Source organism: Streptomyces sp. NBC_01241 (assembly GCF_041435435.1).
Lineage (GTDB): Bacteria > Actinomycetota > Actinomycetes > Streptomycetales > Streptomycetaceae > Streptomyces.
In genome coordinates this window covers 3,770,728-3,788,095 of the sequence record NZ_CP108494.1, presented here as the reverse complement: position 1 = coordinate 3,788,095, position 17,368 = coordinate 3,770,728, and the positions used below count along the sequence as shown (strand labels likewise).

The 17,368-nt window shown below is 72.0% G+C and carries 19 protein-coding genes; 14 read left to right on the top strand and 5 right to left on the bottom strand.

What is annotated here, in order from left to right:
* Positions 1 to 10: 10 nt before the first annotated feature.
* Complete coding sequence (locus OG306_RS16755; RefSeq protein ID WP_266746967.1) at positions 11 to 1,153, bottom strand: NADH-quinone oxidoreductase subunit D; 1,143 nt, start codon at positions 1,151 to 1,153, stop codon at positions 11 to 13.
* A 154-nt stretch (positions 1,154 to 1,307) separates the two neighbouring features.
* Complete coding sequence (locus tag OG306_RS16750; RefSeq protein ID WP_266746966.1) at positions 1,308 to 2,291, bottom strand: SAM-dependent methyltransferase; 984 nt, start codon at positions 2,289 to 2,291, stop codon at positions 1,308 to 1,310.
* Positions 2,292 to 2,387: 96 nt separating this feature from the next.
* Between OG306_RS16750 and OG306_RS16745 the strand changes: the two genes are divergently transcribed.
* The 3 genes from OG306_RS16745 (at position 2,388) to OG306_RS16735 (ending at position 5,022) form a co-directional block, all read left to right on the top strand.
* Positions 2,388 to 3,590, top strand: coding sequence for a sensor histidine kinase (locus OG306_RS16745; RefSeq protein WP_266746965.1), 1,203 nt, complete (start codon positions 2,388 to 2,390; stop codon positions 3,588 to 3,590).
* A 145-nt stretch (positions 3,591 to 3,735) separates the two neighbouring features.
* Positions 3,736 to 4,410, top strand: coding sequence for a response regulator (locus tag OG306_RS16740; protein WP_266906260.1), 675 nt, complete (start codon positions 3,736 to 3,738; stop codon positions 4,408 to 4,410).
* Positions 4,411 to 4,413: 3 nt separating this feature from the next.
* Positions 4,414 to 5,022 carry an AAA family ATPase gene (locus OG306_RS16735; RefSeq protein WP_327259068.1) on the top strand — a complete coding sequence of 203 codons (609 nt, stop codon included), beginning with the start codon at positions 4,414 to 4,416 and terminating at the stop codon, positions 5,020 to 5,022.
* A gap of 115 nt (positions 5,023 to 5,137) precedes the next feature.
* On the opposite strand, the gene OG306_RS16730 is transcribed toward OG306_RS16735, so the two are convergent.
* The gene (locus tag OG306_RS16730; protein WP_266752240.1) at positions 5,138 to 6,253 is read right to left on the bottom strand and encodes a DUF5937 family protein; all 1,116 of its coding nucleotides are present in this window, start codon (positions 6,251 to 6,253) and stop codon (positions 5,138 to 5,140) included.
* 105 nt (positions 6,254 to 6,358) lie between these two features.
* Between OG306_RS16730 and OG306_RS16725 the strand changes: the two genes are divergently transcribed.
* On the top strand, positions 6,359 to 6,544 hold the full coding sequence (locus OG306_RS16725; RefSeq protein WP_327259069.1) for a hypothetical protein: 186 nt from the start codon (positions 6,359 to 6,361) through the stop codon (positions 6,542 to 6,544).
* Here OG306_RS16725 and OG306_RS16720 read toward each other — a convergent pair.
* Complete coding sequence (locus OG306_RS16720) at positions 6,523 to 7,767, bottom strand: threonine aldolase family protein (RefSeq protein ID WP_327259070.1); 1,245 nt, start codon at positions 7,765 to 7,767, stop codon at positions 6,523 to 6,525. The two genes, OG306_RS16725 and OG306_RS16720, sit on opposite strands and share 22 nt — an antisense overlap.
* A 190-nt stretch (positions 7,768 to 7,957) precedes the next feature.
* Here OG306_RS16720 and OG306_RS16715 point away from each other — a divergent pair, with 190 nt between their 5' ends.
* The 10 genes from OG306_RS16715 to OG306_RS16670 all read left to right on the top strand — a co-directional run bounded on the left by OG306_RS16715 (position 7,958) and on the right by OG306_RS16670 (position 16,367).
* Positions 7,958 to 8,908 (top strand): Rossmann-like and DUF2520 domain-containing protein, encoded by a 951-nt coding sequence (locus OG306_RS16715; RefSeq protein ID WP_327259071.1) that lies wholly within the window; start codon positions 7,958 to 7,960, stop codon positions 8,906 to 8,908.
* A 122-nt stretch (positions 8,909 to 9,030) separates the two neighbouring features.
* Positions 9,031 to 10,083 carry a pantoate--beta-alanine ligase gene (panC, locus tag OG306_RS16710; RefSeq protein WP_327259663.1) on the top strand — a complete coding sequence of 351 codons (1,053 nt, stop codon included), beginning with the start codon at positions 9,031 to 9,033 and terminating at the stop codon, positions 10,081 to 10,083.
* On the top strand, positions 10,080 to 11,885 hold the full coding sequence (locus OG306_RS16705; protein WP_371665423.1) for an L-aspartate oxidase: 1,806 nt from the start codon (positions 10,080 to 10,082) through the stop codon (positions 11,883 to 11,885). The genes panC and OG306_RS16705 overlap by 4 nt, the downstream gene beginning before the upstream one ends.
* Before the next feature lie 2 nt (positions 11,886 to 11,887).
* Positions 11,888 to 12,931 carry a carboxylating nicotinate-nucleotide diphosphorylase gene (nadC, locus tag OG306_RS16700; protein ID WP_266746958.1) on the top strand — a complete coding sequence of 348 codons (1,044 nt, stop codon included), beginning with the start codon at positions 11,888 to 11,890 and terminating at the stop codon, positions 12,929 to 12,931.
* Positions 12,931 to 13,728: a type III pantothenate kinase gene (locus tag OG306_RS16695; protein WP_266746957.1), complete on the top strand. Its 798-nt coding sequence runs from the start codon at positions 12,931 to 12,933 to the stop codon at positions 13,726 to 13,728. The genes nadC and OG306_RS16695 overlap by 1 nt, the downstream gene beginning before the upstream one ends.
* A gap of 138 nt (positions 13,729 to 13,866) precedes the next feature.
* The gene (locus OG306_RS16690) at positions 13,867 to 14,457 is read left to right on the top strand and encodes a hypothetical protein (protein ID WP_371666250.1); all 591 of its coding nucleotides are present in this window, start codon (positions 13,867 to 13,869) and stop codon (positions 14,455 to 14,457) included.
* Between the two features lie 61 nt (positions 14,458 to 14,518).
* Entirely contained in the window at positions 14,519 to 14,698 is a 180-nt protein-coding gene (locus OG306_RS16685) for a hypothetical protein (protein ID WP_266746956.1), read from the top strand.
* Between the two features lie 109 nt (positions 14,699 to 14,807).
* Positions 14,808 to 15,320: a BlaI/MecI/CopY family transcriptional regulator gene (locus OG306_RS16680; protein WP_266746955.1), complete on the top strand. Its 513-nt coding sequence runs from the start codon at positions 14,808 to 14,810 to the stop codon at positions 15,318 to 15,320.
* A gap of 9 nt (positions 15,321 to 15,329) precedes the next feature.
* Entirely contained in the window at positions 15,330 to 15,887 is a 558-nt protein-coding gene (locus OG306_RS16675; protein WP_266746954.1) for an amino-acid N-acetyltransferase, read from the top strand.
* 144 nt (positions 15,888 to 16,031) lie between these two features.
* Positions 16,032 to 16,367, top strand: coding sequence for a histone-like nucleoid-structuring protein Lsr2 (locus OG306_RS16670; RefSeq protein WP_266746953.1), 336 nt, complete (start codon positions 16,032 to 16,034; stop codon positions 16,365 to 16,367).
* Here OG306_RS16670 and OG306_RS16665 read toward each other — a convergent pair.
* Entirely contained in the window at positions 16,346 to 16,954 is a 609-nt protein-coding gene (locus tag OG306_RS16665; RefSeq protein WP_327259073.1) for an SCO3374 family protein, read from the bottom strand. The genes OG306_RS16670 and OG306_RS16665 overlap by 22 nt on opposite strands.
* Positions 16,955 to 17,368: the final 414 nt, after the last annotated feature.

Genomic DNA, 17,368 nt, shown 5'->3' with positions numbered 1-17,368 from the left:
CCGGTCGGGCCTACTTGTCGATGTCGCCGACGACGAAGAAGAGCGAGCCCAGGATCGCCACCATGTCGGCGACCAGCGTGCCCGGCAGCAGCTCGGTGAGCGCCTGGATGTTGTTGTACGACGCGGAGCGGAGCTTCAGCCGGTACGGGGTCTTCTCACCCTTGGACACCAGGTAGTAGCCGTTGATGCCGAGCGGATTCTCGGTCCACGCGTAGGTGTGGCCCTCGGGGGCCTTCAGCACCTTGGGCAGCCGCTGGTTGATCGGGCCGGGCGCCAGGCCGGCCATCCGGTCCAGGCAGGCGTCCGCCAGATCCAGGGCGTTGTGCGTCTGCTCCAGCAGGCATTCGAAGCGGGCCAGACAGTCGCCCTCGGTGCGGGTGACGACCTTGAGGGTGTCCTGGAGTTCCCCGTACGCGAGATACGGCTCGTCGCGCCGCAGATCGAAGTCGACGCCCGAGGCGCGGGCGATCGGCCCGGACACCCCGTACGCGTGCACGGCCCCGGCGGACAGCACGCCCACGCCACGGGTGCGGCCCCGGAAGATCTCGTTGCCGAGCACCAGGTCGTCGTACACGTCCATCCGGGACCGGACGGAGGCGATGGCGTCCCGGGCGCGGCCGAGCCAGCCCGCGGGGAGGTCCTCCTTGAGGCCGCCGACCCGGTTGAACATGTAGTGCATCCGGCCGCCGGAGACCTCCTCCATCACGGCCTGGAGCTCCTCGCGCTCGCGGAAGGCGTAGAACACCGGAGTGATCCCGCCGAGTTCGAGCGGGTACGAGCCGAGGAACATCAGATGGTTCAGGACCCGGTTCAGCTCGGCGAGCAGGGTCCGCGTCCAGACCGCGCGCTCCGGGACCTCCATGCCGAGCATGCGCTCGACGGCCATCACGACGCCCAGCTCGTTGGAGAACGCCGACAGCCAGTCGTGGCGGTTGGCGAGCATCACGATCTGCCGGTAGTCGCGGGCCTCGAACAGCTTCTCCGCGCCGCGGTGCATGTAGCCGATGACCGGTTCGGCGTGCTGGATGCGTTCGCCGTCGAGGACGATGCGCAGACGGAGCACGCCGTGGGTGGAGGGGTGCTGGGGGCCGATGTTGAGCACCATGTCGGTGCTCTCCGCTGCGCCGCCGATGCCGACTGTCGTCTCCGTCATACCGCCAGTATTCCCTGAGCGTCCGGGGCCCTGCCCCGGGCCCCGCGGCTCAAGCGCCGACGGGGCTGGTCTGACCGGGGCGCTGCCCCGGGCCCCCGCGCCTCAAGCGCCGGAGGGGCTGGTCTGACCGGGGCGCTGCCCCGGGCCCCGTGCCTCAATCGCAGGAGGGGCTGATTCTTCGGTGCATCAGCCAGCCGAAGTCGCCCAGGCCGCCCCGGGCCGTGAGTTCCGCCGCCTCGCCCGCAGAGGCGAGGGCCCGTACGAAGCCGGCCGGGTCGGCCGAGGCCAGGGCCAGGGGCGGGCGTCCGCCATCGATGCCGAGGCCGTGCAGCGCCTCGCGCTGGGGGAGCACCGTCCCGCCCCCGGCCGCCGTCGCGCACGCGTCCAGGGCCACGTGCGAGGTGAGGTCGCAGCTGCCGTCCGGCACCGGTCGCACCTCGCGGCCGGACCGGAAGCCGGTCAGCGTGCCGAAGGGGGGCCGCGCCTCCCGTACGTGGGCGTAGTCCACCGCCACGGCGAGCCCCTCGGCCAGCGTGGCCACCGCCCGCGCCCAGGCCTCGTCGCGCGGGCGCCCGATCTCGGCCCGGCTGCCCGGTCCGGCCGACGGCCACCAGCGGCGCAGCCACGCGGCGTCGGCCCCGGACACCGGCCCGCCCAGCCGTTCCGCACCGTCCGCCGTCCGGACGAGGACATACCGGTCCACGCCGTCCGCATCGGTCTCGGCGACATCGGTCGGGACGTTGTCCAGCCACTCGTTGGCGAACAGCAGTCCGCGCGTTCCCGACGGCGGTTCGGCGACCCACTCGATCCGGGGGTCCAGACCGTCGGGGCGGGCGGCGAGCTCCACGGCGTACGCCCGTACGGCGAGACCGTCGGCGCCCGTGGCCGGCAGAGCCGCCAGCACCCCCGTCAGCAGTTCGCCCCGCCCCGCCCCCAGGTCCACCAGGTCGACCGAGTCGGTGCCGAGCTCCCGTGCCGTCCTGACCAGCAGCCGGGCGACGGCCGAGGCGAACAGCGGGGACGCGTGGACGGAGGTACGGAAGTGGCCCGCCGGCCCTTCCGGGCTCCGGTAGAAGCCCCCGTCTCCGTACAAAGCGGTCTCTGCCGCCTCCTGCCACCCACGCCACTCATCCGTCACGTTTCCAAGTCTCCACCTTGGGGAGTACGGTCCCTGGAGCCGGATCGGCCCTTCGGCTGACCCGTGCACCTGTCGCCTGTCCCTACGCTGGGTTACGTGCAGCGCCTCTACGACTTCATCCGCAGACACCCGACGGGCGTCGACGGCTTCTGGGCCGTCTTCCTCCTCGGGCTCTCCGGCCTGTCCATGGTGGCGCCTGCGGATCGCGCGGGCGGGCGGCCGGCCACCCTGCTGATCAGCATCGGGCTCTGCACCGTCGTCGCGTTGCGCCGGCGCGCGCCGGAGAAGATGCTGCTGCTCGCCATCGCGATGGGCGTCGTGCAACTGGCGTTCGGGGTCATCCCCGGCGTCGTGAACTTCGCGATGCTGGTGATCGTCTTCACCGTGGCCGCCCTCGGGGAGCGGTGGGCGTCCCGGCTCGCGCTGGTCTGCGCCCTGTGCGCGGCCGGTGCCGCCCAGCTGCGCTGGCCGCAGGACACACCGCACCCCGGCTGGCCCCAGCAGGTCTTTGTCGTCATCGTGCTGACCGTGCCGTTCGTGCTCGCCTGGGTGCTCGGCGACTCGATGCGTACCCGGCGCGCCTACTTCAGCCAGCTGGAGGAGCGCGCGGCCCGGCTGGAGCGGGAGCGCGAGGCGCAGTCGAAGGTCGCGGTGGCCGCCGAGCGGGCCCGTATCGCCCGCGAACTCCACGACGTCGTCGCGCACAACGTCTCGGTGATGGTGGTGCAGGCCGACGGCGCGGCGTATGTCATGGACGCGGCCCCCGACCAGGCGCGGCAGGCCCTGGAGACCATCTCCAGCACCGGCAGGCAGGCCCTCGCGGAGATGCGGCGGCTGCTCGGGGTGCTGCGGACCGGGGACGCCCCGGAGAGCGGGGAGTACGTCCCGCAGCCCGACGTCGAGCAGATCAAGGATCTCATCGAGCAGGTCAGGAAGACCGGGCTGGCCGTCGACTTCAAGATCGAGGGCACCCCGCGGCCGCTGCCCAGCGGGGTCGAGCTGACCGCGTACCGCATCGTGCAGGAGGCGCTGACCAACACCCGTAAGCACGGCGGTCCGGACGCCGGGGCCAGTGTGCGGCTGGTCTACTTCGACGACGGGCTCGGGCTGCTGGTCGAGGACGACGGGCGGGGCGCGGCGCACGAGCTGTACGTGGACGGCGGCGCCGACGGCGCGGGCCACGGAATGATCGGCATGCGCGAACGGGTCGGCATGGTCGGCGGCACGCTGGACGCCGGGCCGCGGCCCGGCGGCGGGTTCCGGATCAGCGCCCTGCTGCCGCTCAAGGCGGCCCACTAGACCTCCGGCATTTCCCGGACCCGGGACGGACGCGGGACGGACGCGGTACAGAGACGCAGTACAGGCGCAGGACAGACGCGGTACAGAAGTGACGCGGTACAGAAAAGCAGTACAGGCGCAGGACAGACAGGAGACAGGACCCCTCATGGCGATCCGCGTGATGCTCGTCGACGACCAGGTGCTGCTGCGCACCGGCTTCCGGATGGTGCTCGCCGCCCAGCCGGACATGGAGGTCGTGGCCGAGGCCGGCGACGGCGCGGAGGCGATCGGGATCCTGCGCGCCACCGCCGTCGACGTGGTGCTGATGGACGTCCGGATGCCGAGGCTGGACGGTGTCGAGGCCACCCGGCGCATCTGCGCGCAGCCGGATGCGCCCAAGGTGCTCATCCTGACCACGTTCGACCTCGACGAGTACGCCTTCTCCGGGCTGAAGGCCGGGGCCAGCGGCTTCATGCTCAAGGACGTGCCGCCCGCCGAACTGCTCGCCGCCATCCGCTCCGTGCACAGCGGCGACGCCGTCGTCGCCCCGTCCACCACCCGCCGGCTCCTGGACCGCTTCTCATCGCTGCTGCCGAGCGGCACCAGCGAACCGCAGCACAAGGGCATCGCGAAGCTCACCGAACGTGAACGCGAAGTGATGCTGCTGGTCGCGCAGGGACTGTCGAACGGCGAGATCGCGGCACGCCTGGTGCTCTCCGAGGCGACCGTGAAGACGCACGTGGGCCGCATCCTCACCAAGCTGAGCCTGCGCGACCGGGTGCAGGTCGTCGTCCTCGCGTACGAGACGGGGCTGGTCAGGGCCGGCGGCGGGATGGGCTGAACCGTGGGGGCGCTGCTCTGGATCAACGGGCCGTTCGGCGGCGGCAAGACGCACACGGCCTACGAGCTGAACCGGCGACTGCCCGGCAGCGTGGTCTGCGACCCCGAGCACGTCGGGTTCGGGCTGCACCGGATGCTTCCGCCGCGACTACGCGGTGACTTCCAGGACCTGACGGCCTGGCGGGACGGCGTGCGCGAGGTGCTGGGACTGGCGCTGCGGGGTCATCCGGGACCGGTGATCGCCCCGATGACGCTCGTCGACCCCGGCTACTTCGCCGAGATCATCGGACGGCTGCGCGACGACGGGCACACCGTGCACCACTTCGCGCTGCTCGCCGAACGGGCCACGGTGCTGCGGCGGCTGAGCGAACGCGGGTTCGGGCGGGGGCTGAAGCGGGAGAGTTTCGCCGTGGCGAAGCTGGATCACTGCCTCGAACGGCTCGCGGAGCCGGAGTTCGCCGAACACCTCGCCACCGACCGGCTGACGGTCCCGCAGGTCGCCGACCGGATCGCCGGATCGGCGGGGCTGAGCATCCTGCCGGACACGGACAGCGCGCTGCGGCACCGGGTGCGGCGCACGTGGACGGGGATCAAACACATCCGCTTCGACTGAGCCGGCCGATACGGCCGACGGCTGGTCCAGCCGGTCGATACGGCCGACAGCCGGTCGGGCCGGTCGACGCGGCTGGTCGGGCCGGTCGTCGCCCGGCGCGAATCGGGAGCGCCGCTCAGCGCAGGATGCCCTCCAGGAAGTCGCTGCCGAGCCGCGCCACCACGGTCAGGTCCAGCTGGTGCTGCACGTACCGGCCGCGCCGCCGGGTGGTGACCAGGCCCGCCTTCTTCAGCGCGGCGAGGTGCCGGGAGACCTCGGGCGCCGTGATGCCGTACGTCTCGGCGAGTTCGCCGGTCGTGTACGGGGAACGGGCGAGATGGCGGCACAGGCGCATCCGCATCGGGTGGGCCAGTGCCTCCATGCGCAGCTGGAGCAGTTCCACGGAGGCAGGGGAGGGCAGCTCGGGGTGGTGCACCGGGTAGTGGATCACCGGGCGCCAGCCGGGCGCGTACAGCAGGTTCAGGTGCGGCCAGCCGAAGGCGGACGGGACGAGGGTGAGCCCGGGGCGGCCGACAGCCGGGTCCGCCGCGTTGGCCCGGCCCTCGGTCAGCTTGTCGGCGCTGATCCGGGTCCCTGCCTCGTCGAGCGACAGTGCCGGGGACACCGCGCCCACCGCCTCGCCGAGCCCCTTTCGCCGCAGCAGATCCGTCTTGTGCCGGGCGTCGGCGACCAGCTGGACCCGCACCCGCCGCCAGGTGTCGGCGAAGAACGCCTGGTCGCAGTCCTCGAACAGGCGGCGGATCCAGTGGCGTACGGGGGCGGGATCGTCCAGCAGCTGCTGGGCGAATTCCACCTGCTGGGGGCCGCGCGCCGCCGCCATGTCCAGGGCGCGGGCGCGCATCAGCGCGTCGCTGAGCGGGGAGGGCGCGCCGATCCCGTACAGGCTGGAGCAGGTGAACTCCAGGGCCGCGGCGACGAACCGCTCGTCGTCCAGCCGGTCGAGGATGTCCAGGTCCTCGGCGAGGTTCGCGCCCGTCCTGCCGTTGCCGCCACGCACTCCGGCGAACGCCAGGAAGATGTCCGAGAACGTGTTGCGCCACAGGAACTCGGCCTCGTGCAGCCGGTCGGCGAGGTCGGGTTCCAGCGCACTGGCGGTCGCCGTCGCCCAGCCGTGCAGCCCCGGGTGGTGTCCGGGCTCGGAGAGGGCATGCAGGGCCAGCCCCAGCTCGGCGAGGGGAGAGGTCTCGAAGACGATGCTCCCGGGCGCCAGCCCCACGATGTCGATGTGCACGCTCACCCCTCCATAGTGCGGGGTGAGCGCTGAAGGCCACGCGCCACTTGACGCCGCTCGTCAATCGACGAGCGCCGTGGGCCGGTCCCGGCCCACGCCGAGGCCATGAACGCCCTTCAACAGCACGTGATCGACAGCTACCGCGCGGCCCGGCACGGTGAACCGCCGCCGGCACCGCCGGGCCGGCACGACCGGGCCGTGCTGCGGGCCGTCCGGGACCACTACGGCCGCTACCGCCGCCGCACCTGGTCCGCACGGCCCGACGGACGTCAGTCCGACGAACGGAGCTGAGCCACCACCCGGTTCATGAACTCCGCCACCGCCTCCCGTACGTCCTGTGCCGTCCACTCCAGCCCTTCCCGGCCCACCGTGACCTCGGTGAACGCCACCCCGGGCGGGCCCGCGGCCGCGGGGTGCCAGTTCTGGAAGAGCGCCACGCCCGTCTCCTCCGCCTGCTGCACCGCCGCCTCCGTCAGGACGTCCGCCTCGTACGGCAGCCACACTTGGAACTGGTGCGTGTGCGGTGGTTCCGGATGCACCCGGAACCACCCGGCGCCGGCCGCCGCGAAGCCCTCGGCCAGTGCCCCGGCCACCACCTTCGCCTGGGCCACGTACGACGGCAGCATCGGCAGCTCCTGGTCCAGGCCGATCAGCGCGGCGAGCGCCGCCGGGAACTGCTGGAAGAGCTGCCCGCCGTACCGGTGGCGCCAGGTGCGGGCCTCCTGGATCAGGGACTCGGGGCCGGCCAGCGCGGCCCCGGAGATTCCGCCGAGGGTCTTGTAGAACGAGACGTACACACTGTCCGCGAGCGCCGCGATCTCCGGCAGCTCCCGCCCGAAGTGGGGGGCGCACTCCCACAGCCGCGCGCCGTCGACATGCACCACCGCATCGCGTTCCCGGGCGGCCGCCACCACGGCCTCCAGCTCCTCCCACGTCGGCAGGACGAAACCGGCATCACGCAACGGCAGCTCCAGCATCAGCGTGCCGAACGGCTCGGCGAAGTCGCGGATCTCCTGCGCCGTGGGCGGCCTGGGCTCGGACGTCGGATGGACGGTACGCAGCCCGCTCACCGCTCCCAGCGCGCCGCGTTCGTGCACCTCGGGGTGGGCCAGGGGGTGCAGCGCCACGGTGGAATTTCCGGTCCGCCCGGCCCAGCAGCGCAGCGCGACCTGCTGCGCCATCGTCCCGGTCGGGAAGAACGCGGCGGCCTCCATGCCCAGCAGGTCCGCGATCCGCTGCTCCAGTTCGGCGACGACGCCATCGCCGTATACGTCCGCAGGACGGTCGAGATCGGTGACCGCTGCGGCCCCCGCCGCCAGCGCGGCCAGCCGTTCACCGAGCGGGAGGTGCACGGGCACCCTGATCAGGACCCGCTCGGCCGCACGCCGGGCCTTCAGCCTGCGCAGCCGCTGCACGTCCTCCGGCGACTGTTCCTGTGCCTGCGCATCCCCCTCCGGGTGCCGTGCCTGCTCTTCCGTGCTCGCCGTCTCTGCCGTCTCTGCTATCTCTGTCATGGGACGATCATCACGCAGGCAGCAGCCGGAGTCCGCACGTTTTTCGGGCTCACAGGGACCTCGGGCCGAGCGCCCGCCGGGAGTTTTCCCACAGGCTGTGGACAGCCAGGGGCCGGGGCGAAACGCTGGCGTAGCATGCAGAGAAATCGTCCGGTACCCCCCGCGGACTGGAACGGAAGGTCACCACCGCGTGAATGCATCAACCCCCAAGGAGCCCCTCGACGCGAGGGACCGCCCCGCCCGACTCACGGTCGGCGTCGTGGGCTCGGGCCGCGTCGGCCCTGCTCTCGCCGCGTCCCTGCAGCTCGCCGGGCACCGACCGGTCGCCGTGTCGGGCGTCTCCGACGCGTCGGTTCGCCGGGCGGCCACCCTGCTCCCCGACGTACCGCTGGTGCCGCCCGCCGAAGTACTCGCGCGCGCCGAGCTGGTGCTGCTGACCGTTCCGGACGACGCCCTGCCCGGCCTGGTCGAGGGCCTCGCCGAGACGGGCTCGGTGCGGCCGGGACAGCTGCTCGTCCACACCTCGGGACGGTACGGGACACGGGTGCTGGACCCGGCCATGCGGGCCGGTGCCCTGCCGCTCGCCCTGCACCCGGTGATGACGTTCACCGGCACCTCCGTCGATGTCCAGCGGCTGGCCGGCTGTTCCTTCGGCGTGACCGCCCCCGAGGAGCTGCGGCTCGCCGCGGAGGCGCTGGTCATCGAGATGGGCGGCGAGCCCGAATGGATCGCGGAGGAGTCCCGCCCGCTCTACCACGCGGCGCTCGCTCTCGGCGCGAACCACCTGGTCACGCTGGTCGCCCAGTCGATGGAGCTGTTGCGTACGGCCGGGGTCGCCGCACCCGACCGGATGCTCGGCCCCCTCCTCGGCGCCGCCCTCGACAACGCCCTGCGCTCCGGTGACGCCGCCCTGACCGGTCCGGTGGCCCGAGGCGACGCCGGTACGGTCGCCGCGCACATGAGCGAGCTGCGCCGGCACGCTCCGCAGGCCGTGGCCGGCTACCTCGCGATGGCCCGCGCCACGGCCGACCGCGCGCTCGCCCACGGCATGCTCAAGCCGGAGCTGGCCGAGGCCCTCCTCGGCGTGCTGGCCGACGGCGCCGACACCGTGGGCGGCGCGGGATCACAGGAGCCCCGATGACCAACACGACCGGCAGGCCCGACGCACCGCACACGCGGGGCGCCACGCCTCCGACAGCCCAGTCGCACAAGCCCACCCCACCGCCCCGGCCCGCTCAGTCCCCCATGCCCCCCATGCCCCCCATGCCCCCCGCTTCCCGCCCCGCCGCCTCGCCGCAGGCCCCCGGCGCCGCCCACGCGGCCACCCTCCTCCGTACGGCTGCCGAGCTCGCCGGGTTCGCGCCGCTCAAGGGGGTGCGGGCCGTCGTCATGACCATGGGCGCCCTCCACGAGGGCCACGCCACCCTGATCCGTACCGCACGCGCGGCCGCGGGCCCGGGCGGCCAGGTCGTCGTCACCGTCTTCGTCAACCCGCTCCAGTTCGGCGAGGCCGCCGACCTGGAGCGCTACCCACGGACCCTCGACGCCGATCTCTCCGTGGCCGGTGCCGCCGGGGCGGACGCGGTCTTCGCGCCGTCCGTCGACGAGGTGTACCCCGGCGGTGAGCCGCAGGTCCGGATCTCGGCGGGCCCGATGGGCGAGCGGCTCGAAGGCGCGTCCCGGCCGGGGCACTTCGACGGAATGCTCACCGTCGTCGCCAAGATGCTGCACCTCACCCGCCCCGATGCCGCGTTCTTCGGGCAGAAGGACGCCCAGCAGCTGGCGCTGATCCGCCGCATGGTGCGCGATCTGAACTTCCCCGTGGAGATCGTCGGCGTGGAGACGGTCCGCGAGCCGGACGGCCTCGCGCTCTCCAGCCGCAACCGCTTCCTGGACGCCGAGGAGCGGCACACCGCCCTCGCCCTGTCCCGGGCCCTGTTCGCGGCGCGCGACAGGCTCGCCGCCCAGCAGGCGCTGCACGCCCGCGCGCAGACCACCACGGCGACCACCGGCCGGGCCGCCGCGCTCACCGCGCTCGGCGAGACCCGCGCCGCCGCCGACACCCAGGCGGTGGCCCTGGCCCGCCCCGTGGACGGACCCGCCGCGGTGCGCGCCGCCGCGCGACTGATCCTCGACGACGCGTCCGCCGAACAGCCGCCGCTCGCCCTGGACTACCTGGCACTTGTGGACCCGGCCGACTTCACCGAGATCCCCGACGACCGCACCACCGGCGACGCGATCCTCGCCGTCGCGGCGAAGGTCGGCAAGACCCGCCTCATCGACAACATCCCGCTGACCTTCGGAGCCACCACGTGACCGGAATACGGCTGACCGCCCCTGCCCCCGGCTGGTCCATCGACGCCGACGTCGTGGTCGTCGGATCCGGCGTGGCCGGTCTCACCACCGCGTTGCGCTGCGCGGCCGCGGGTCTCGCCACCGTCGTCGTCACCAAGGCCCGCCTGGACGACGGCTCCACCCGCTGGGCGCAGGGCGGCATCGCCGCGGCACTCGGCGAGGGCGACACGCCCCAGCAGCATCTGGACGACACCCTGGTCGCGGGCGCGGGCCTGTGCGACGAGGCCGCGGTACGGACCCTGGTCACCGAGGGCCCCGACGCCGTGCGCCGGCTGATCGGAACCGGCGCCCACTTCGACACCACGGACAGCGGCGACATCGCGCTGACCCGCGAGGGCGGCCACCACCGCCGCCGCATCGCCCACGCGGGCGGTGACGCGACCGGCGCCGAGATCTCCCGCGCCCTGGTCAAGGCGGTCCGCGAAGCCGCCCTGCACACCGTTGAGAATGCCCTTGTCCTCGACCTCCTCACCGACGACGAGGGCCGTACCGCGGGCGTCACCCTCCACGTCATGGGCGAGGGCCAGCACGACGGCGTCGGCGCGGTCCGCGCCCCCGTCGTGGTCCTCGCCACCGGCGGCATGGGCCAGGTCTTCTCCGCCACCACCAACCCGGCGGTCTCCACCGGCGACGGCGTGGCCCTGGCGCTGCGGGCCGGCGCGGAGGTCTCCGACCTCGAATTCGTCCAGTTCCACCCGACGGTCCTCTTCCTCGGCGCCGACTCCGAGGGCCAGCAGCCCCTCGTGTCGGAGGCGGTACGGGGCGAGGGCGCCCATCTCGTCGACGCGTCCGGTACGCGCTTCATGACCGGGCAGCACGAACTGGCGGAACTGGCCCCGCGCGACATCGTCGCCAAGGCCATCACCCGCCAGATGCAGCTGCACGGCACCGAGCACATGTATCTCGACGCCCGTCACTTCGGCGCCGAGATGTGGGAACGGCGCTTCCCCACCATCCTGGCGGCCTGCCGCGCCCACGGCATCGACCCGATCACCGAACCCATCCCCGTCGCACCCGCCGCGCACTACGCCTCCGGCGGCATCCGTACCGACCTGCGGGGGCGTACGACCGTGCCCGGTCTGTACGCCTGCGGCGAGGTCGCGTGCACCGGCGTGCACGGCGCGAACCGGCTGGCGTCCAACTCCCTCCTGGAGGGCCTCGTCTTTGCCGAGCGCATCGCGGCGGACATCATCGAGGACCGGCCCCGCGCGGGCGCCGCGACCGCCGGCCGAAGCCCCCGCCCCGCCCCCTCACCCCTCCCCGCCTCCTCGCCCCACCCGGCCTCCTCGCCTTCCCCGGCCCCCTTGCCGCTGCTCGCCCCCGAGGCGCGCGGCACGATCCAGCGGATCATGACCCGGGGTGCCGGAGTCCTGCGTTCCGCCGAGAGCCTGGCTACCGCCGCCGAGGAACTGGAGGCCCTGCACGACAGCGCCGCCCGTGCCGCCGGCGAGGCCGAGCCCAAGGTCGCGGTGGCCGGCGTCGAGTCCTGGGAGGCCACCAATCTGCTGCTCGTCTCGCGCGTCCTGGTCGCCGCCGCCCGCCGGCGCGAGGAGACCCGCGGCTGCCACTGGCGCGAGGACCGGCCCGAGCGCGACGACGAGAACTGGCGCCGCCACCTCGTCGTCCGGCTCACCCCGGAGCGTCAACCCGTCCTCCGTCGGACGGAGACCGAGGCATTCGGGCCCGTACGCCCGGCGCAGGCACCAGACTGCGCAGCAGCAGCACCCCTGATCCACCCCGTAGACGTCACCGAGGAGCCGTAACCGTGAGCACGCCCGAAGAGAATCCGCGCCCCACACCCGTGGACGTACCGCTGATCCAGATCGGCGCGCCCGCACCGTCCCAGGGCGGCTGCGGGGACGGCTGCGGCTGCGGCGAGGACGAGTACTACCGGCTCGACCCCCTGGAGTGCGGCCTCGACCCCGACCTTGCCCAGCTCCTGGCCGACGCGGGCCTGGACCCGGTCCAGGTCGAGGACGTCGCGCACGTCGCCGTCGAGGAGGACCTCGACGGCGGGGTCGACGTCACCACCGTCGCGACCGTCGCCGAGGACGCCGTGGCCACCGGCGACTTCACCGCCCGGGAGGCGGGCGTCGTGGCCGGTCTGCGCGTCGCCGAGGCCGTCCTGTCCATCGTCTGCACGGACGAGTTCGCGGTCGAGCGCCACGTCGAGGACGGCGACCGCGTCGTCCCCGGCCAGAAGCTGCTGACTGTCACCACCCGCACCCGCGACCTGCTCACCGGCGAGCGCAGCGCGCTCAACCTGCTCTGCAGGCTCTCCGGCATCGCGACCGCCACCCGCGCCTGGGCCGACGTCCTCGAAGGCACGAAGGCCAAGGTCCGCGACACCCGCAAGACCACCCCGGGCCTGCGCGCCATGGAGAAGTACGCGGTGCGCTGCGGCGGCGGCGTCAACCACCGCATGTCGCTGTCGGACGCGGCGCTGGTCAAGGACAACCACGTGATCGCGGCCGGCGGCGTGGCCGAGGCCTTCAAGCGGGTACGGGACGAGTTCCCGGACGTACCGATCGAGGTCGAGGTCGACACCCTGCAGCAGGTCCGCGAGGTCCTCGACGCGGGCGCCGACCTGATCCTGCTGGACAACTTCACCCCGTTGCAGACCGCCGAGGCGGTCGCCCTGGTCGGCGGCCGCGCGGTCCTGGAGTCCTCCGGCCGGCTCTCCCTGGACACCGCACGCGCCTACGCGGAGGCGGGCGTCGACTACCTGGCCGTCGGCGCGCTCACCCACTCCTCGCCGATCCTCGACATCGGTCTGGACTTCCGCGACACCGACGGGGCCGGCGCCTGATGCTGCTCACCATCGACGTCGGCAACACCCACACCGTCCTCGGCTTGTTCGACGGTGAGGAGATCGTCGAGCACTGGCGGATCTCCACCGATGCCCGTCGCACCGCGGACGAGCTCGCGGTGCTGCTCCAGGGCCTCATGGGCATGCATCCGCTGCTGGGCATGGAGCTGGGCGACGGCATCGAGGGCATCGCGATCTGCTCCACGGTCCCGGCCGTCCTGCACGAGCTGCGTGAGGTGACCCGCCGCTACTACGGCGACGTCCCCGCAATCCTCGTCGAGCCGGGCATCAAGACCGGGGTGCCGATCCTGATGGACAACCCGAAGGAGGTCGGCGCGGACCGCATCATCAACGCGGTCGCCGCCGTCGACCTGTACGGCGGTCCGGCGATCGTCGTCGACTTCGGCACGGCCACCACCTTCGACGCGGTCTCCGCCCGCGGCGAGTACACCGGCGGTGTCATCGCGCCGGGCATAGAGATCTCGGTCGAGGCGCTGGGCGTCAAGGGCGCCCAGCTCCGCAAGATCGAGCTGGCCCGGCCGCGCAGCGTGATCGGCAAGAACACGGTCGAGGCGATGCAGGCGGGCATCATCTACGGCTTCGCCGGCCAGGTCGACGGTGTGGTCGCACGGATGAAGAAGGAGCTGGCCGCCGACCCCGACGACGTCACCGTCATCGCGACGGGCGGCCTTGCGCCGATGGTGTTGGGCGAGTCCTCCGTCATCGACGAGCACGAGCCCTGGCTCACCCTCATCGGTCTGCGCCTGGTGTACGAGCGGAACATCGCCCGGATGTAGCGGTTACGGAGCGTACCTGCGGGAACGGCGCGGCGGACCGGGAACCGCCGCCGCGCCGCCGACGACCCGTTAAGCGGATTTTGTCCATTTAGCACGTATTGTCGCGTTATGCCCACGCCTTACGGATCACGCGGCGGTATGGCGTTCAGCGCGGACGAGCTGCGTGTGCTCCGACGCGCCCTCTCCACCGCCCTTCACCCCACGTCCCTGCCCGACGAGGACGTCCAGGACTGCCTGCGGCTGGCGGGCGCCGTGGACGAGGCGGTCGGCGAGGCGGGACGGCTGCGCACGTTCCTGCTCGCCGACCTCGTCCGCTACCGCAACGCCCTCCCCGGCTCCGTCAGCGGCTACCTGGAGCTGCTCCAGGACGCCCTGGCGGGCGGATACGACCCCCGTCCCGACGACCTCGCCGCACTGCGCGCCCTGCGTCACAGACCGGTGGTCGCGGCCCTCCTGGAGCGCTGCCAGGTGCTCGCGGAGCGCTCGGTACGGGCCCGCCTCGCCGGACGTGCCGTGTCTGCGGTGGCCCCCGCACCCCGCAGCCGGCTTCTCGCCCTGCCCGGCGGCCGGGCCGACGAAGCCGAACCCGAACAGCCGAAGACCCCGGTGGCCCCGGCCCGGCCGGGGCGGCCCGCCCCGTCGCCCGGGCGCCCGGCGCCCAAGCCCTCCGAAGTCTTCCCGCCCCGCCGCCCGGCCCCGCCGCCGCAGCAGCAGCGCGCCGCGGGATAGCCGCGCCGCGAGCCGGAGGGGGTGCGCGGAGGTCCGCACCGGCCTCGCTACTCTGGACGCCATGGACTACGTATCCGCGCTCGTGCCCCCCGTGGTGATGGCCGCCTTCTTCATCGGCCTCGTCGTGACGATCGTCAAGAGCCAGGGCGGTCCCAACAAGGCCAAGGAGGACGCGGCCGTGGACTCGGTGCTCGGCCGCGCCGAGTCCGTCCAGCAGACCCCCCGGACCGACGGAGTCTGACACTCCGCTTCTCGCAGCACGCAAAGGGCGCACGACTCGTCAGGAGTCGTGCGCCCTTTCGTTGCGTAAATAACCGAGCATTCCCGGCATCTAGCACTAAAGTGACATTGTGCCCCGCCAATTGGGAGATCTGGAAGACGCCGTGATGACGCGGGTCTGGCAATGGAACCGTCCGGTCACCGTGCGGGAAGTCCTCGAGGACCTTCAGCAGGAACGCTCCATCGCCTACACGACCGTCATGACGGTAATGGACAATCTCCATCAGAAGGGCTGGGTGCGCAGGGAAGTAGATGGCCGCGCATATCGATATACGGCGGTCTCCACCCGTGCCGCGTACTCGGCCGCACTGATGAACGAGGCCTGGTCGCGCAGTGACAACCCCGCCGCCGCTCTCGTCGCGTTCTTCGGCATGATGTCCGCCGAGCAGCGCGAGGCACTCCGGGACGCCATGCGGATCGTCAGACCCGACCTGCCCGGTCCCTCCGAGCCCCGGACGCGGGAAGCGCCCGATGAAGGCAAGCGCGAAGCCGCGGATGAACCGACCGATGAACCGACCGATGAGTCAACCGATGAACGGCCCGGAGATCCGGCCGATGGCACGGGCCCGGAGTCCGGGCGATAGCGTCGGGGTATGTCCTCAGAGCTTCCGCATACGGATTTGCGTACCGAACCGTCGGTTATAAACGTGGCCATCACCGTCCGCCGTGCCAGGACCAGCGATGTGGCATCGGTCCGCCGTCTCCTCGACGGGTACGTACGTGAAGGCATCCTCCTCGACAAAGCGACGGTGACTCTTTACGAGGACATCCAGGAGTTCTGGATCGCGGAACGCGACGAGGACGCCCGGGTCATCGGCTGCGGTGCACTGCACGTGATGTGGGAAGACCTGGCCGAAGTGCGCACTCTCGCGGTCGACCACGGCATCCGGGGCGCCGGAGTCGGACATCAAGTACTGGACAAGTTGCTGCAGACCGCCCGCTGGCTGGGCGTACGCCGGGTTTTCTGTCTCACCTTCGAAGTCGACTTCTTCGCGAAGCACGGCTTCGTGGAGATCGGAGAGACGCCGGTCGACGGAGATGTCTACAGCGAGCTGCTGCGTTCCTATGACGAGGGTGTAGCAGAGTTCCTGGGTCTCGAACGAGTGAAGCCGAACACCTTGGGCAACAGCCGGATGCTTCTGCACCTGTGACCGTCACAAGAAGCCGTAGCCCTATGTCCGAATCGCGCACGTTTCCCGTCTTCTTGCGATCCTGAACCTCTCCCGAGGGTTTGTGTTTTTCGGAGAAAAGCGGTTTCCTTTCCGCGTACTGCATTTTCGATGAAAGGAAATCCGGTGGCACAGAAGGTTCAGGTCCTTCTTGTCGATGACCTCGACGGCGGCGAGGCGGACGAGACCGTCACGTTCGCTCTGGATGGCAAGACGTACGAGATCGACCTCACCACGAGCAACGCGGACAAGCTCCGTGGTCTTCTTGAGCCGTACACCAAGGGTGGCCGGCGCACGGGTGGCCGCGCGGCGGCCGGCCGCGGCAAGGGCCGCGCTGTTACGGGTGGCAACAAGGACACCGCGGAGATCCGTAAGTGGGCGCGCGAGAACGGTCACAATGTGAATGACCGCGGTCGTGTTCCCGCGGACATCCGTGAGGCTTACGAGAAGGCCAACGGCTGAGCTGTCGACTCATCGGTCGACCGCCCCGTTCGGGCGCGCATCAACCGGACCCGGTGGCATTCCGTCGCCACCGCGTCCACGAGCCGTACGAGATCGGGAGCACCCCCACCCCTGCTCCCGAGGCCGCTCAGGGCCGGTAGCTCCGGCTCTTCCTCGTGCCGCAGCCCGGGGGGCCGCAGCCATACGGCGGCCCCCGGCCGGCTCGGCACCCCGCCGGGCGGCACCGGCGCGGTGATCCGGCCGCCCGCACCGATGGCGGTCAGCGCGAGGGTGACTCCGCCCCACTCCAGCCAGTCGAGCAGCCCGGGCAGCTCGTCGGCGCTTCCCGCCGCGACCAGCAGGCTCATCCGTGCGCCCGCCAGCGCCACCGGCCCGCTCCGGCCGACCCGCCGCAGCGCCGCACGGCCGACGGCCGCGGGCACCTGCAGGACGTCGAACCGCAGCCCGGTCAGCAACCGCACCGGTGTGGTGCCCTCCGTTGCCCAGCCGAGCTCGCGTTCGTACCACCGTGCCCACCATGCGCAGGCGTCTAGGCTCTTCCGCCCGTCGGCGAACGACGGCGGGGGAGGCGGGACGACGATGGCCATGCCGGATGAACGGCCGAGCCGCATCAACGGTTACGCGGAGTCCGCGACCGGTTGCGCAGTGTGTCCGACATGGGGGCGTAGGGGCGTATGAGGGAGCGTAAATATGTTCGCCCATAGCGGAGGGAACCGGCGTGCGCCGCATGGACTGTCTGTAATAGCGGGTAAGACATCCCTAGTGGGGAGGGGCGACACGCAGGCCCGGGCATCTCACGTTCGCCATCGGCGTACTGACGAAGGGCGTATCTGCCTGGCCTGCGGGAACATCGTCTCGCACCATCGGGTTGGAGCAGATGTCGGCGTTCGGGGCGGGAGGCCAAGGACGGTGTCGGCAGTTGGAATGAGCGGTCCCCGCTTGCGGGACTAAGCTGCGGAAGGACAGGGAGGGGACCGACCCCTTACTGCCTGACCGCTCTG

Excerpts from the sequence above, each read along its gene's own strand:
- OG306_RS16755 (WP_266746967.1), bottom strand. The coding sequence starts at position 1,153 with ATGACGGAGACGACAGTCGGCATCGGCGGCGCAGCGGAGAGCACCGAC.
- OG306_RS16740 (WP_266906260.1), top strand. The coding sequence starts at position 3,736 with ATGGCGATCCGCGTGATGCTCGTCGACGACCAGGTGCTGCTGCGCACC.
- OG306_RS16725 (WP_327259069.1), top strand. The coding sequence starts at position 6,359 with ATGAACGCCCTTCAACAGCACGTGATCGACAGCTACCGCGCGGCCCGG.
- OG306_RS16720 (WP_327259070.1), bottom strand. The coding sequence starts at position 7,767 with ATGACAGAGATAGCAGAGACGGCAGAGACGGCGAGCACGGAAGAGCAG.
- panC (WP_327259663.1), top strand. The coding sequence starts at position 9,031 with ATGCCCCCCGCTTCCCGCCCCGCCGCCTCGCCGCAGGCCCCCGGCGCC.
- OG306_RS16695 (WP_266746957.1), top strand. The coding sequence starts at position 12,931 with ATGCTGCTCACCATCGACGTCGGCAACACCCACACCGTCCTCGGCTTG.
- OG306_RS16690 (WP_371666250.1), top strand. The coding sequence starts at position 13,867 with ATGGCGTTCAGCGCGGACGAGCTGCGTGTGCTCCGACGCGCCCTCTCC.
- OG306_RS16685 (WP_266746956.1), top strand. The coding sequence starts at position 14,519 with ATGGACTACGTATCCGCGCTCGTGCCCCCCGTGGTGATGGCCGCCTTC.
- OG306_RS16675 (WP_266746954.1), top strand. The coding sequence starts at position 15,330 with ATGTCCTCAGAGCTTCCGCATACGGATTTGCGTACCGAACCGTCGGTT.
- OG306_RS16665 (WP_327259073.1), bottom strand. The coding sequence starts at position 16,954 with ATGGCCATCGTCGTCCCGCCTCCCCCGCCGTCGTTCGCCGACGGGCGG.